Origin of the sequence: Pseudomonas wayambapalatensis (assembly GCF_049942315.1) — a bacterium.
Lineage (GTDB): Bacteria > Pseudomonadota > Gammaproteobacteria > Pseudomonadales > Pseudomonadaceae > Aquipseudomonas > Aquipseudomonas wayambapalatensis.
This window is the reverse complement of the sequence record NZ_JBNFMU010000153.1, coordinates 1-15,019: the sequence shown is the minus strand read 5'-3', so window position 1 is coordinate 15,019 and position 15,019 is coordinate 1. Positions and strand designations below refer to the sequence as shown.

Here is a 15,019-nt window from a genome sequence, read left to right as displayed (position 1 = left end):
CTTCATCCGAGAGTTCATAACGCTTTGCCATCACAGAATTCCTTTCCGTAGATGGCCGGCGACTGTACAGAACCCAGGCTGTTCCGAGGCCACATTTCAGTTTCTTGGGATTTCAGACAGAGCCTAGCCGGCATGCCCCCTGTCCCCGATGACATAAAGACGCCTTTCGCCGATGAGATTGAAGAGATGTTCTATGGAAAGAATGACCAAGATCAGTAACGCAGCGCTCCGGCTGGGGTAGAACCTCAAAGGGCCAAATCATCCCGGATGGCCCCCAGCCTGATTTTCAGGCGCAAAGGCTCAGCCCCCCTCGTGACCCACTTCACACTTGGAATAGCGACCATCTTGAGGGCATCATATGGCACAAGGCCTCTATGGCGGCCCAAGGTATGGAGCTGAGCAGCACGGATCAGGCGATGGAAGAAATCATTCGAGTAATGTCCGACGGTCGAGAGATTGACCGGATCGTCTGCTCAACCAAGCTCGACGAAGGCATGCCTGCGGTCAAATATCGCGAGCAATATTGGCCTGTTGTCGATGGTTGCATCCAGCTAGATAGGCCTGCCAACCAGGAATGTAGCTCCGCAGAGTGGGCCGTTCTCATCCAGAATCTTTTACCGCCAGTGCTTCCTGATCAAACAGATTCTTGCGAGAAATTGCTGCAGGACTGCTTTAGGGGAAGCCTACCGCTTGGCGTAACCAAGGCTGTAGCCTCTCTGGTGGCGCTAAGATTCGAACAGCAAGCCCGCGAGCTGCTGGTGGACTTTCTCAGAGAGCATCGCAACGCTCACCGGCTGTTTCGACTTTTGCAAATGCAGGCGCTGTTCCGGGAGCGAGCGGGAAGGACTCAAGATAGCGCTGTTATCACCCCTTCCTCTGTAGCCGAGCTGCCCTTGGAATCAGCACACCTATCCGGAGTAGATATGGATTGGGAGTGGTCCGCGTGTTTAGATGATTCAGAAAAGCCGGATGTGGACGACAGCTCACTCAGGGCTACCGCTACCAACCTGCAAGAAAGCATCGGTTCATACCGCGCAAGAGAGTCAGGCGCGCCCATCCCGGGGTTTGAAGATCTGACTGAACAAGAGACCTTCATAAGCCCGATAAACACCCCACTCCTTAACGAGAGCGCACTGCTCGAGAGAACCTTGCAGCTAGGCAAAACTGCCCTCGATCTTCTGAGATATTTTTCTGACAATCCGGGCGACAGGGCCGTACATGCGGAAACGGTGCTTGGATACCCAATGCCGGAAATTCGTCGCCTTCTGCTGGGCTCCCTCGGCCACTACCTTAAGAAGACGGACTCTGGTGGATGGGAATGCCACTCATGGGTCGAGCAAGTACTGTCTGCTCTCAATGAGAATCACAAGGAGGGGTGGCCTAGGTGACTTCAGGAACGCGAGGCAAGCTTTTGCAGCTCCCCAAGCAGCTCATGCAGAACAGTCGATGATCCGCGAAGCTGGCATTCCCATACGACAATCGTCCTCCAACCAGATTCATTCAGAGACTTAATCGCTTGTTCGTCCCTTGCCACATTCCCCAAGAGTTTAGCTTCCCAGAACTCTGTACGAGTCTTGGGAAGCACAGCGAATCGGCAGCCAGGATGGCGATGCCAGAAGCATCCATGTACGAAGATACAGACTCTCAACCGAGACAGTACAATGTCTGGTTTTCCCGGCAGATCCTTGCGATGCAGCCGGTAACGATAGCCGTGGGCATACAAAAACCTGCGCACAAGCATTTCGGGTTTCGTGTCCTTGCCCCGGATTCCAGACATCATTCTGGATCTCAGGGCTGGCTCAACGATGTCCATTACGAACCGATTCTAGACAGCGTGGTTTCATGAGTCGTACCCACCCCATTCAGGTCGTTGATCTCTTTGCAGGCCCAGGTGGCCTGGGAGAAGGGTTTTCATCCTATGCAGACAACCAAGGCGAGGCGTTTGAAATCAAAGTCTCAGCCGAAATGGAAAAGTCTGCGCACTCCACTCTTCAACTGAGGGCCTTTTACAGGCTTCTCAAGCGCAACCAGCCTGAAGATCTAGAGGAATATTACAGTTTCTGCGAAACCGCTGATGCAGCCCCACCATATACCAGCAGAACTCGGGATGCTTGGAGGCACGCCGAACTAGAGGCGCAGCAGCTCGAACTGGGTACCGCAGAGGGCAACGAACGCCTCGACCGCATTCTCAAGTCACGCTTGGACGAGACCAAACCATGGGTTCTGATAGGTGGTCCACCCTGCCAGGCATACTCAATCGTTGGCCGAGCCAGAAATCGCGGCAAGCATAACTACAGGGCAGAGGACGATCATCGCCATTTCCTGTACCGAGAGTACCTGCGCATCATCCAGAAGAAGCGCCCCGCCGTTTTCGTGATGGAAAACGTCAAAGGCATCCTCTCCTCGCGTGTCGCTGGCGAACAGATGTTCCCGAAGATTTTGCAGGATCTTGCAGATCCGGATGCGGCATTCGGGGAAAGCGGCAACGGCCCCAAGTACAGAATCTGCTCGCTCGTGGCAGACGACATTTTCGAGGATGGTGCGTCTCCGGATAGCATCGATCCGGCAAACTACATCATCCGAGCAGAGAACTACGGGATCCCGCAGGCAAGACACCGGGTTATTCTCCTCGGGGTTTCGGAGGAATATCTCGGCGCTTTGGGCGACCACAAACTTGTCCCCTCGGCAGGGCCCTCAATCGACCAGGTAATTGGCCGCCTCCCGCCTCTGCGAAGCACAGTCACACGAATGAAGGACTCTCCAGAGGCATGGGCAGAGGTAATTCGCCGGAACCTGGAAATGCTGAGCCACGAGTGCAGCAAGCTGACTGATGTCCCCCGCAGACTCACACTCGCAAAGCGCCTAGAAATACTTGCGAGCACCTTCTCGGGCGAGGGGATGAGCAATGGTGCACTCCGCGTTCACCGCAGGAGCGAATGGGATGGGCTGACAGGCACATATCTGGATGACTGGCTCCTTGATGATCGCCTCAGATACTGGCTAAACCACGAGGCTCGCGGACACATGGAGTCCGACCTGCGCAGATACGTCTATGCGGCTGAGTATGCCGAGCTTTATGAAGACTCTCCCAAAGGCCACCACGACTTCAATCTCCCGGGGCTGGAGCCGGACCACAAGAACTGGAAAACCGGCAAGTTCAGCGATCGTTTCCGTGTTCAGCGCAGGGGGATTCCGTCCACGACGATCACCAGCCACATTGCAAAGGACGGTCACTATTTCATTCATTACGACCCTAGGCAGTGTCGCAGTCTGACTGTTCGCGAAGCCGCCCGGCTACAGACTTTCCCGGACAACTATTTCTTTCTGGGGAACCGAACCCAACAGTTCCACCAAGTTGGCAACGCGGTTCCCCCGCTTCTGGCGAATCAAATCGCCAGCGTGGTCGCCCGTATCATCAACATCGGAAAGGCAGCTCGATAGAAAGAGCTGTGCAGACAGGGAGTCCAACCATGCAATCCTCCTTCAAAAGCCGCAGTGCTCCTCCCAAGGCAAGTGCGATGGTCGAAGCACTGCGTGGGCTGGGATACAACACCCAGACAGCTCTGGCAGACATCATCGACAACAGCATTGCTGCCGGCGCGAACGAAGTGCGCATCGAATTCACATGGGCTGAGCAGGAAAGCCGTGTGCTTTGCCTGGACAACGGTTCGGGGATGACTGCAGACGGACTGGACCGGGCCATGCGCCTGGGTGACAGGAACCCTCTTGAGGAAAGGTCGGCAAATGATCTGGGCCGCTTCGGCCTAGGACTCAAGACAGCTTCCTTCTCCCAGTGCCGAAGAATGACCGTTGCCACACGTGGTGCTGATGGTCTGCAGACTCTCCGCTGGGATCTCGACTTCCTGGCAGGTAGCACCGACGATGGCTGGCACCTGCTGGAGGGGCCCCATCCCGGCTCTGAACAGTTTCTGGAGCGACTCGCGGGCGCAACGGGCACCCTGGTTCTCTGGGAAGAGCTGGATCGTATCGTCCCACCAGGAACTACCGTGCAGGACTTTCTCAATCTGCTCGACAAGGTCGAACAGCACTTGGGAATGGTGTTTCACAGATACCTGGAAGGCACCAGGCCTCGACTGCGAATTCTGTTGAATGGCCAGCCAATCAAACCCTGGGATCCTTTCATGACGGATCACCCCGGAAAGCCATATAACCCTCCGGTATTCAAACACCCAAGTCGCAGGGATATCGAGGCCGAATGCCACGTTCTGCCGCACAAGGACATGCTCTCCCCCACAGACTTCGAGCGCCTGGCCGGCCCGGAAGGCTGGACCGCACAGCAGGGCTTCTACGTCTATCGAAACGAAAGACTGCTGGTGGCAGGCAGCTGGCTAGGACTTGGCACAGGCCGTTCATGGACTAAGGATGAAGCTCATCGCCTTGCCCGGATTCGACTCGACATCCCCAATTCTGCAGACGCCGACTGGAAGATCGACATCAGGAAGTCAACTGCACGGCCGCCTGTGTATCTGCGGGACTGGCTAACGAGGCTTGCCGAAGTGACGCGCGCTCGAGCAAGAAGAGCCTTTGCCCACCGGGGTAAGCCGACCATGCTGGGTAATCGGCAGATTGCAGAAGCTTGGAAGGTCGAAAGACTTTCGGGCGGCATGCGATACCGGATCGACACAGAGCATCCGGCAATTAGAGCGGTGCTGGATGATGCAGGCTGCCTTCTTCCCCAGCTCAAGGCAATGCTTCGCGTGATCGAGGAGACGGTTCCGGTTCAGCGAATCTGGATAGATACGGCCGAGAACAAGGATACCCCCTGCACGGGATTTGACAGGACACCGCCGCAAGAGGTCAGCGAGATCATGATGGTGATGTATCGCAGCATGATCGAAAGAAAAGGCTATTCCGCCGCCGCAGCAAAGGAGCAGCTGAAGAACATGGAGCCGTTCCATGCGTATCCTGCCCTCATTAGCGCTCTGCCAGACAGTCTTTAAGGAGTGACGCCTCATGTCTGATGAAAACAAATGGAGTGTGGTCAAGTTCGTTCAGGAAATGCTGGCTGATGAAAAAGACAAGTCGGCGATCACCCCTCAGCTCATTTCGCACAAGATCGACATGGTGCTGAAGATCATGCCGGGTAAGGGCGAGGGCCTGGATAGGGAGTCCGTTACTGAGGAGCTGATCAGACGCTTCAGCGTCTGGGTAGGTGATGACTCTTCATTGGTAGATCTGAACGGCCATGAGCCATGGCTCACAAGCGAGCGCAAGAAGGACTGGCGATACTGGCAACGCTACCGCGAGTGGCAGGAACTGAAACTGCCCCTCAGCGCCATGGAATCTCTGGACAAGACCACAGACAACGTTCTGTCGATGCTCGAAGACCCGAAGCGAGATGGCGCCTGGGATCGACGAGGGATGGTGGTTGGCCACGTACAATCAGGCAAGACCGGTAACTACACTGGCCTGATCTGCAAGGCAGCGGATGCCGGATATAAGATCATCATCGTGCTTGCGGGGCTGCACAATAACCTGCGGGCACAAACCCAGATGCGCCTGGACGAGGGATTTCTGGGCTACGAAACAAGCGCCATCGAAAGTAATGGAAACAAGCTCATTGGAGTCGGCAAAATCGATCCCTCGCCGGCACTCCGCCCCCAGTATGTGACCAACAGAACGGAAACCGGCGACTTCAATACCAAGTTTGCCAAGAATCTGGGCGTCTCTCCGGAGCAGCGCCCGTGGCTGTTTGTCGTCAAGAAGAACAAGACGGTTCTGACACGGCTGCTCAACTGGATCCAGTCCCATGTAGCCGAAACCAAGGATCCGGAAAGCGGTCGCCCGCTCGTTACACATCTGCCGTTGCTGATAATTGATGACGAGGCCGACCACGCCTCTGTCGACACTGGCGAGAAGGTTGTCGACGAAGACGGCAACCCCGATCTGGATCATGAACCCACGGCCATCAACAGCCTGATCCGCCAGATCCTCCACGCGTTCTCAAGAAAGGCATACGTCGGCTATACCGCTACCCCCTTCGCCAATATCTATATTCACGAACACGGTGAAACCGCCAATGAGGGGCCGGATCTATTCCCCTCCGCCTTCATCACCAATCTCTCGGCGCCGTCCAGCTATGTGGGGCCTTCGAGGGTATTCGGGCTAGCCGGTGAGAGCGGGCGCACAGGTACACTGAACCTGGTCCGAATAGTTAACGATCATTGCTCCCAAGACGGCAAGAGTGGCTGGATGCCGGTCAGCCACAAAAGCAGTCATGTCCCACTTCTCGAAGGCCAGGACGCAATGCCTGCCTCGTTGACCGAGGCCATTCACGCATTCATTCTTTCATGCGCGATCAGAGGCCTCCGTGGACAGGGCTCCCAGCACAGCTCAATGCTGATCCACGTAACCAGATTCAACCAGGTTCAGCAGCATGTTCACCGCCAGGTTCTGGGCTATGTTCACGGCCTGAAGCAGCGATTCCGGAGACGCACGGACCATCTGAGCGCATTGGCCGAATTGAGGAGCCTGTGGGAAAGAGACTTTGTCAGCACCAGCCTCGAGATCGAAGCCCAGATAGAAGAAGAGTCCCGCCACCCTTCCACATCCTGGCAGGACATCGAGGCTGTACTGCTGGATGTGCTTGATGAAATCGATGTGCGCATGATCAACGGCAAGGCCACGGATGCTCTTAACTATGCCGACAGCGCAGCCGGGCTGAAAGTCATCGCCATCGGCGGTGACAAGCTTGCCCGGGGGCTAACCCTCGAAGGACTTTGCACCAGCTACTTCCTACGCGCATCCAAGATGTACGACACCCTGATGCAGATGGGGCGCTGGTTTGGTTATCGACCGGGCTACCTCGATTTGTGCCGCCTGTACACGACCAATGACTTGGTCGAGTGGTTCGAACATATTGCCGACGCCGCTGAGGAGTTGCGGGCCGAGTTCGACTTCATGATGGAAAGCAGGCTGACGCCCAGAGAATATGGCCTCAAGGTGCGCTCTCACCCGGTTCTTATGGTCACATCGCCGCTGAAGATGCGCACGGCCAAAACCTTGTATCTCTCTTTCAGTGGCGATGTAGTCGAGACTGTAAGCTTTTACACCGACAAGGATATTCTGGAAAAGAATCTGTCAGCTCTCATGGCCCTTGCCGATGAGCTTGGAAGTCCCTCCTCGATCCCCCCGCAGCAACGCAATGGCAAGAAGGATAGCTGGAGCGGGATTCAGTGGCCCGACGCAACAACGCAATCGGTTACGCGCTTCCTGCGTGGTTATCAGACCCATCCCGACTCCAGAAAGGTAAAGAGTGATCTTCTGGCAGACTTCATTGAAGAAATGGGTTTTTCCGGGGAACTGACATCTTGGACGGTGGCTGTCATAGGCGGTGGGACAGAGAAGACACTCGATATCGTCGGCAGTCCAGTCAGAATGATGCAGCGACAGAACAAGGCAACCGAAGGAGAAGGCAAATACTCCATCGGCAGACTGCTATCCCCCCAAGACGAGGCCATGGATCTTGATGAGGCCGGATGGAACGCAGCGCTTGAGTTAACCAAACGGGCCTGGGTGAAGGATCCGGGACGATCCAGACGCAAAGAGCCCCCCGAGACCCCCAATGGCCCTGCAATCAGACATGTAAAAGGCCTAGGCGCAGATGGGATAAAACCTCGACCGGATAAAGGGCTCCTGATCATTTCATTACTGGATCCCGAGGACTCAAACGTCACCGGTGTAACTACACCTGTCGTGGCATTTGCCATCAGCTTCCCTTCCAGCAATGCCGGCAAATCCGTGCCCTATCTAGTCACCAATGTGCTTTGGGAGCAGCAGTATGGCTCAAGTGAGTGACCTCGAAATTCTGGGAGTCTGGAGAGCACTGCCCGGCAACGCCGCCACTCCCGGCTGGCGCTCAATAGATCTGGTTCAGCAGACGGGCTCCTGCCGAATCAAGGCCGCCCGACACTCACCAGGTAACGAGGAAGCGGTTCTAGTTGGCTTTGCTACTACAAAAATTGCACCGGCGACTCAGCTTCCCCAAGGGCAGGGCTTCCGTATGGAACGAGCCACGCTTGGCGAAACTGGCGGCAACCACAATTGGCTCGCCATTGTTCGCCAGCCCGCTGGCAGTCTTGAACTGTTTGCCAAGGTAGCCTCCGATATCGTGCACCTGCTCCAGTCATTCAGCGATTCTCCCGAGGAAACGCTTTATCAGCGCTTCCTCGGGCGGGTACGGGGCTGGCAGGAGTTCATGCGTCAGGGACGAGAAGGTTTGAGCCCAGAGAAGGAGTTGGGGCTAGTCGGGGAGCTGCGATTTCTGAATCTTCTGCTAGATGCGGGGATCCTTCAGTTCACGGCAGTGGACGCATGGAAAGGTCCGCATGACGGATTGCACGACTTCCAGATCGGCCTTGGCAGCGTGGAAATCAAGTCGACAATGATCCCGGACGGCTTCCCTGTTCGAATTGGCTCACTTGAGCAGCTGGATGACACAAATTGCCCACCTCTCTTTCTGGCAGGGCTTCGATTCGGCGCTCAGGAGGCAGGTAAAACGCTCACTGAGCTCGTTGATGCAACTCGGCAGCGCCTTGATGCTGACCCCGCCGCGATGCGCCTTTTCGAGCTGGCTCTCCATAAGGCCGGATATCTGGACATGCACGCGGCGGTCTATACACGTCGATTCCTGCTTATCGACACAAGGTTGCATCTGGTGGACGGGGAGTTTCCCAGGCTAACCCCCTTCAACGTTTCTTCGGCAATTCGCCGTGCCGCATATGAGCTGGATCTTTCTCTCGTTACGGCAAACAACCACACACTGAATGATGTACTCGAACAGTTAGGAGTCGTTTGATGGAACTCGTCGACTTTCTGCGTGAAACGCAGGCCACGATCCGCGATGAAGTTGAAAAGGATATCGGCCCAGGGGAAGCCCCTATTCCTCCTGAGGCCGTATTCACCGAGCATGTCATGACACATATGGCAGACGAGGGCATCACCTTTGAACCAACTGTCTGCCATTACGAAGCGAAGGTAGGTACGTACAAGGTAAAAATCAGCGGCTACTCCGTATCCGACACTACTGATGATTCTGGCAACCCAGACCGTCTCGATCTTTTTGTCAGTCTGTACAAGGGAGCAGATGAGCTAGAGCCGCTTCCAGATTCCGAAGCAGGAAAGGCTGCCAAAGAAGGGCTGCAGTTTCTGAAGTTCTGCGCAACAGGCCTGCTATCCGGCAAGCTCGATGAAACCAACGATGCCTATGCCCTTGTTACAGAAGTCGAGCGCATCTTCAAGACGCTGGATAGCATCCGCATTTTCGTCATCACGGATGCTGTAGCTAAGACGAGAAACTATGCACCGCAGGAGGTTGAGGGCAAGCAGGTCCGCTTGGAGATCATGGACATTCAACGCCTCTTCAACCACTGGCAGCAGGGGCGTCCACGGGATGAGCTGGTAGTCAACTTCAGGGACATCTGCGGGACTGCCCTTCCTAGCGTGTGGGTTCCTGGATCCGGTGACGATGAGTATGACTATGCCCTGACAGCCGTACCCGGCGACGCCCTGCGGTTCCTTTACGAAAAGTATGGCCCCCGTATCCTCGAGGCAAACGTGCGCTCCTTTCTGGGAGTTAGCAGCAAGGGAGTCAACAAGGGAATCCGTGACAGCCTGCGCGACCACCCTGACCGTTTCATGGCCTATAACAACGGCATCGTCGTTGTTGCCGACCAAGCCAAGCTCGACACCGCGACAGATGGCTCGACAGGCATTCTCTGGCTCCAAGGCATGCAGATAGTCAATGGCGGCCAGACTACTGCATCCATCTACTTCGCCAAGAAAAAGCATCCGGACATCGATCTTACGAATGTGCGGGTTCCAGCCAAGATCATCGTGCTACGCTCCGGGCAGGCTGACGATGAGGAACTGATTGCCAATATATCGCGGTATGCGAACAGTCAGAACGTTGTCAAACAGTCCGACCTTTCCGCCAACAAACCCTTCCATCGCGAGCTGGAAAAACTGTCCATGCGTACTTACTGCCCCGATGGCGTTGGACGCTGGTTCTACGAGCGCTCAGCTGGCAGCTACAAGGTGATGCTGGAGAAGGAAGCAACTACCCCTGCACAGAAGAAAAAACTCCAAGCGAAAATTCCCCCTTATCGCAAACTTACCAAACCCGACCTAGCCAAATTCCTGTTTGCCTGGGATCAGAAGCCCCATATCGTCAGCCTCGGCAGTCAGAAAAACTTCCAGGCATTCATGGATGAGCTGATGGAAAGGGAAAGTGCTGGTGAGGACGTGATACCGGATCAGGAGCAGTACAAACAGATAATCGCGAAGGCGATCCTGTTCAAGTCTGCTCACAAGATCATCCGCCCCATGTTCCCGGCATTCCAAGCCAACATCACGTCCTACACAGTTTCGATTCTAGCGCTCAAGCTGGGAGCGACCCTCAATCTGAACCGCATCTGGCAAGAACAATCGATATCACCGCAACTTCATCGCCAGATCTCGATATGGGCGGAAGAGGTCAATGACGCACTTCATCGAGGAGCCGGCGGGAAAATGATCTCCGAGTGGGCCAAGAAAATCGAATGCTGGTGGAGAGTAAGGGACACCTCCTACTCTTCTGAGCTAGGTGATATCACCGAATTATCCTAACAGTTGTTTAGCGCACGGCTAGATATGACCAGAAGCAGTCATTGACGCGGGATGTCCATTGGCCGAAAGGCGATGCTTATTTCAAACTCCTTTTGGCTTTGGCAAGCTTCGTGAGATCGCTCGGCCTTTTTCGCCGGCCAGGTACTTTGACGATCAAGATCAGCCGTGGCTCGGATTCACCGTAGCGGCGGACCTGCCGCATCTCAAACAAACTCGTTAGATGTGGGGTACCTTCACGGCAGGGTGTCGCCAAGTCGAGCACCAATAATACGCCCAGGCGGATACTGACATTCTGGTACTCCGTTGTTTGTGCCGCGTAAGACTTGAGGAGCGCATCGAAGGAGCAGTCAGTTTCCTCGCGCTTCACCTCGACAACGAGACGTTCTGGACCAGACCTCAGGCGTATGTCGGCTCTGCCACTCGCAATATTTGTCGGCTCAAGATCGCTCCCTGCGGCATTGGTTGCTACCCAGCGGAAGAAGTCCTGCTGTAGTTCGTCCTCGTGAGGCAGAGAACCGTCATCATGCTCGAAGAGGTAGGCGCCAGCTGGGTCGTCACCCTTAGTCAATTCCAACCGGTTGAATATGAAACGGACCAACCAGAGAAGCACCGTGTCGAAAAGACGTGCCCCATTCGTATTCTTGCTGTAGTCGGTGTGCTGTTGTGCCTCTTTCCAACAGCGTTCGATGACATCGACTTCGGAGCCTGTCAGGTTATCTAGTTGCAAAGACACGGCGTTGGTGACTACAGCGAAGAGGACATTTCTCTGTCCTTCCGGGATTTTTGACCTTGCGATGATGGCGGCGAGTGAGGTCCGTTCGCTCGCCGCATCAGGAGGGTTTTTCGGACTGCCTGCCTGCTCAATGAAATTATCAATTTGTGCAATCAGGTCTCGCGCTTCCGTAACCCACTCGTGGGTAGCGTTATGTTGGAGCCACGTGCGCACTTGATGCGCCTGCCCGGCCTGCCTGGCGACACTTGCGTGAATTCGAGGCCTGACCATTGCTTCCACGCCGCCGCGCTGATCTCGACGTAAGATCGACCGACCTGCGCAATACACGGACAGAAGTCCCTTTTCGATCACAGTTGCTGGATCCCACCAACTAGGTTCATCAAGTGATCCTCCCAATCCTGCAATGGCACTGGCCAAGGCGCTCCAACACGCTGCTTCGGTCTGTCTTGTTCCCAACCAAGGAGGGCCGGAGCCTCCCGACCAGGCGTGCAACTCGAAAGCATGCTGCTGAACTCGAGCACCCGCAGTAGCGAACGATGTGGTTGCGGCATCGCTGTGGAAGTTCAGTAGCAAGTTAAGTACATCGAGATACAGGCAGGCTTCCGGATGGCACTCGGATGCTCCGTTGGACTCTTCAAACCAGTCTCTTGCCTCACGGAAGGCGGTCGCTGCCGCATCGCTGTCCGCTCTATCCATGGCTTCAGCAAGTGCCGCCATTCCCAATTCGAAAGCAGCTCCAAGCCGAACCGCTTCGATTTCAGCAAGCTTATGTAGAACTTCGAGCAGCTCCTTGTCACGCCAGTGAGAAAAGGCAACGCCGACAATCTTCGCGGCCCGTCGTAGGAACTCAGTATCGTCGTTTGGCGCCAGGCCGAGAAAAAAGTCCAGCAAGCGAAGCTGCCAGCGTCTGTTGCCCCCAGCCCAGCGAAACGCGCCATCGAGTGCTGCGCCGCGCGATAGACCAGATAGCGAATAGTTACCGGTTGCTGCTTTTGCCAAGAAGAGCATGAAGCAGCACTCATCTCCATCGTCTGGCAGCGGCCGATGATGTTCGAGGATATCGACTGCTTCAAGGAGCACGAAATCTGTTGTCGCGACCTCCAATAGATCGCGCAGTATGCCCTTATGTGCGTCTCGATCAGCTGCAGTGGCATTGTTCCACTTCAACACAAGCTGATGAAGCAACTCTGGCATCATGGGCGTACTGCCGATTAATCGTGCTGCCGGAGCGAGCTTTGTGATCCCGCCAAGATCTTCCAGCTGCCAGTCCCGCCCGCTCTTCAGGATGTCGATGAGCTCGGCTTCAATCGGATGCATGCGTGTCACCAAAGGAAGGCGTTGCCGGCAACCTCACGGCGATTTGCCTTCGGGATGTGATCTGTTATCGCCTTGGATGAAATACCGGCAATGAACACCTGAAAGTGCGGGAGCTTGGTCGAGACTGTCTGGAGACCAGCGATAAGATGATCCACGTCGACGGGAGATACCTCTTGAGCCGCAGGCGAGTCGATCATGAGCAACCCCGGATGCCGACCAATACCTTGCGCTTCAGCAATTTCGATCATCGCAAGAACAGTAGCCACTTTCAGGCGCAGCTTCTCACCTTCCGTCACCTTGCCATAGCTTGTGGGTACTCCGCCTTTGACGAGCGAGAGTGTCGCGTTCCCCTTCAGCGCCGCTTCCGATAGATTCTCCATTCCGAAGGCCTTGGCGTACTCGACCAAGCGTGCAGAAACATCGGTGAGCAATCCATCCCGCACGGCCTTGACCCGAGCCTCCGTTTCCGTCACGGCAGCCGACAGAATTTTCAGTTCACCGCTTCGGTCGTCAGCTGGCGAAATCGGGCTTATCGAAGCTTCTTCCAGTCGACCTTCCAGGGCTGCCACGGCCATCGCAACCTCCTGCCGCCGCACTGCGGAACCTAGCTCCTTAGAAGCTGACTCAAGACGACCTTGCAGGAGATCAATTTTTCCTCGAAGGGCGGCCAATTCATTTTCCGCCTCTTCCTTCTTAGTCAAGGCGAGTGCCATTGCCGCCTTGGATGCCGAAACACGCTCCTGCAATTCAGCCTTGATCGCCTCGCCGTCTTCGGAGTTCGTGATCGACTCACCGCAAACAGAGCATGAGTGTGTAGCGCTCTCAAGCTCCTTCTTTGCCTTGGAAATCGCATGATCGCAGCGAGGACAACATTTCGGCTCCAGGCGACGAAACACTGCAGTCGCTGACATGGAGTCCATGTGCGTCTGGAGGTCTCTCCGATCCTCTTGGTGTGCGGTGGTTAGCTCTCGAAGCGCGGCTATGGCGCGCTCCGTATGTTCGACCATGAATCGCTCTTGGCGCCGAACATTAGCCAGTTCTGTCGCATCGGCATCAATGGCATTGCGGACAGCCTCGTCGCTTGGAATCTTCGCTAGCTCTGCACGTTTCTCTTCCAGTTGAGCGCTGATGCTTGCAACGCGCGCTTTGGCCGCCGCATATCCCTGTTCATTTCGGCGCGCGGAAGCTTGAACAGCTTGCTCAACTATCTGGTATGCGGTCTTTGCAGAAGCGAGTGTTGAAACCCATGGAACGCCTAGATACATCTGCATCAGTCGCGATGTGATGCCAGTGGTAACGGGCATGTCGCCAAGAAGTACCTCGTAGTTGGTGCCGATGAACATGGCACCTGAGAATGCTACCCAACTATGTGTGACTGATTGCCCCCCATCCTCTTTTCCCTGTCGCCAACTCGATATCGGGTCCATCGCGAACGTGCGCATGAAGAAGTCCGCCATGACTGCTTCGAACTCACCATCGGTGGCAAAGTTGGCAAGAACGGTTTTTCCTAGTTCGTCTCCAGCAGCGCTCGGCGCACGAACACGGTACAGGCTGCCAATCGGCTCACCCTGAGTCTTTGCAACGATCTCGTATTCGTCTGAGTCAAGGAGGAAACTCAGCCGCACAGCATGGACCCATCGCCGTACATCGTCTTGAAGATTGCTTGACGGTCTTCCTCTTATCATCCATCGAACGATCTCGATGATGGTTGATTTGCCCCTCAGGTTGTGCTCAGAGAGCATGGCCCACAGGCCGTGATCAAGGGCCTTCCATGAAAACGCGAAAGCGCCAACGTTTGCGACTCCATCCTTCTCGCCAGAAAACTCAATCTCTCGCAGAACAAGCCTACGAGGCTGAGCAAGTACAGGTGATGGTTGAATTCGGTGAGCAGAAAGGACTCCCTCAACGGTGGAAGCCTCCACCTCCGCCCTCGTGGCTATCGCTTGCAGCCATTCTTCCCTGGGTTGTGCCATTTTTCTCCCTTCACTAGTCGGATTGCAGCTGCGTTAGGCGAACTCGCACATCTTCAGTAATGGCAGGAATAACCCCGCCCAACTTGGTCTCCGCATAGCTCGCACGCTGATACTGTTTTTGCTTCAAAGCCGTTCCCCCCAAGGTACCGGCAACCTTAGCTACCAACTCGGCTCTATCCGCGTACCATTGAAGCATTGGCTCTAGCGACACTGCCGTTGAGCAGATGTCATAGCCGATCTTCGTGAGAATGAAGTCTGTCTCCAAGACCTTGTTGTTTGCTCCTGAATCGCCCCTGGTTGCGTAGACACCTCCAAGCCTCATAATGAGGCCCAAATAGGAGGTGCCATGAGTCGTCAGCGTTACCCCGAA

The 15,019-nt window shown here is 55.4% G+C and carries 9 protein-coding genes and 1 pseudogene; 6 read left to right on the top strand and 4 right to left on the bottom strand.

What is annotated here, in order from left to right; translation table 11 throughout:
* Positions 1-389: 389 nt before the first annotated feature.
* Positions 390-1,388 (top strand): hypothetical protein, encoded by a 999-nt coding sequence (locus tag ACPZMI_RS09620; protein ID WP_426352119.1) that lies wholly within the window; start codon positions 390-392, stop codon positions 1,386-1,388.
* A 2-nt stretch (positions 1,389-1,390) separates the two neighbouring features.
* On the opposite strand, the gene ACPZMI_RS09615 is transcribed toward ACPZMI_RS09620, so the two are convergent.
* On the bottom strand, positions 1,391-1,813 hold the full coding sequence (locus ACPZMI_RS09615) for a very short patch repair endonuclease (protein WP_115299280.1): 423 nt from the start codon (positions 1,811-1,813) through the stop codon (positions 1,391-1,393).
* Between the two features lie 29 nt (positions 1,814-1,842).
* On the opposite strand from ACPZMI_RS09615, the gene ACPZMI_RS09610 reads away from it, so the two are divergent.
* The 5 genes from ACPZMI_RS09610 to ACPZMI_RS09590 all read left to right on the top strand — a co-directional run bounded on the left by ACPZMI_RS09610 (position 1,843) and on the right by ACPZMI_RS09590 (position 10,626).
* The gene (locus ACPZMI_RS09610) at positions 1,843-3,441 is read left to right on the top strand and encodes a DNA cytosine methyltransferase (RefSeq protein ID WP_426352118.1); all 1,599 of its coding nucleotides are present in this window, start codon (positions 1,843-1,845) and stop codon (positions 3,439-3,441) included.
* Between the two features lie 77 nt (positions 3,442-3,518).
* On the top strand, positions 3,519-4,961 hold the full coding sequence (locus ACPZMI_RS09605; protein WP_426352120.1) for an ATP-binding protein: 1,443 nt from the start codon (positions 3,519-3,521) through the stop codon (positions 4,959-4,961).
* A 13-nt stretch (positions 4,962-4,974) separates the two neighbouring features.
* Complete coding sequence (locus tag ACPZMI_RS09600) at positions 4,975-7,818, top strand: Z1 domain-containing protein (RefSeq protein WP_426352117.1); 2,844 nt, start codon at positions 4,975-4,977, stop codon at positions 7,816-7,818.
* Entirely contained in the window at positions 7,802-8,818 is a 1,017-nt protein-coding gene (locus tag ACPZMI_RS09595) for a PD-(D/E)XK motif protein (RefSeq protein ID WP_253080484.1), read from the top strand. The genes ACPZMI_RS09600 and ACPZMI_RS09595 overlap by 17 nt, the downstream gene beginning before the upstream one ends.
* On the top strand, positions 8,818-10,626 hold the full coding sequence (locus tag ACPZMI_RS09590) for an AIPR family protein (protein WP_426352116.1): 1,809 nt from the start codon (positions 8,818-8,820) through the stop codon (positions 10,624-10,626). Before ACPZMI_RS09595 ends, ACPZMI_RS09590 begins: the two co-directional genes overlap by 1 nt.
* Before the next feature lie 76 nt (positions 10,627-10,702).
* Here ACPZMI_RS09590 and ACPZMI_RS09585 read toward each other — a convergent pair whose 3' ends face one another.
* The 3 genes and pseudogenes from ACPZMI_RS09585 to ACPZMI_RS09575 all read right to left on the bottom strand — a co-directional run.
* Positions 10,703-12,676, bottom strand: a complete 1,974-nt coding sequence (locus ACPZMI_RS09585; RefSeq protein ID WP_426352115.1) for a hypothetical protein — start codon at positions 12,674-12,676, stop codon at positions 10,703-10,705.
* A gap of 5 nt (positions 12,677-12,681) precedes the next feature.
* A complete protein-coding gene (locus ACPZMI_RS09580; RefSeq protein WP_426352114.1) occupies positions 12,682-14,598 on the bottom strand; it encodes a coiled-coil domain-containing protein in 1,917 nt (638 codons plus the stop codon).
* Positions 14,599-14,662: 64 nt separating this feature from the next.
* Positions 14,663-15,019 (bottom strand): annotated as a pseudogene (locus ACPZMI_RS09575) (hypothetical protein); the annotation flags it as partial.

Bases quoted from the DNA above. Each gene is read 5' to 3' on its own strand.
- ACPZMI_RS09620 (WP_426352119.1), top strand. From the start codon at position 390: ATGGAGCTGAGCAGCACGGATCAGGCGATGGAAGAAATCATTCGAGTA.
- ACPZMI_RS09615 (WP_115299280.1), bottom strand. From the start codon at position 1,813: ATGGACATCGTTGAGCCAGCCCTGAGATCCAGAATGATGTCTGGAATC.
- ACPZMI_RS09610 (WP_426352118.1), top strand. From the start codon at position 1,843: ATGAGTCGTACCCACCCCATTCAGGTCGTTGATCTCTTTGCAGGCCCA.
- ACPZMI_RS09605 (WP_426352120.1), top strand. From the start codon at position 3,519: ATGGTCGAAGCACTGCGTGGGCTGGGATACAACACCCAGACAGCTCTG.
- ACPZMI_RS09600 (WP_426352117.1), top strand. From the start codon at position 4,975: ATGTCTGATGAAAACAAATGGAGTGTGGTCAAGTTCGTTCAGGAAATG.
- ACPZMI_RS09595 (WP_253080484.1), top strand. From the start codon at position 7,802: ATGGCTCAAGTGAGTGACCTCGAAATTCTGGGAGTCTGGAGAGCACTG.
- ACPZMI_RS09590 (WP_426352116.1), top strand. From the start codon at position 8,818: ATGGAACTCGTCGACTTTCTGCGTGAAACGCAGGCCACGATCCGCGAT.
- ACPZMI_RS09585 (WP_426352115.1), bottom strand. From the start codon at position 12,676: ATGCATCCGATTGAAGCCGAGCTCATCGACATCCTGAAGAGCGGGCGG.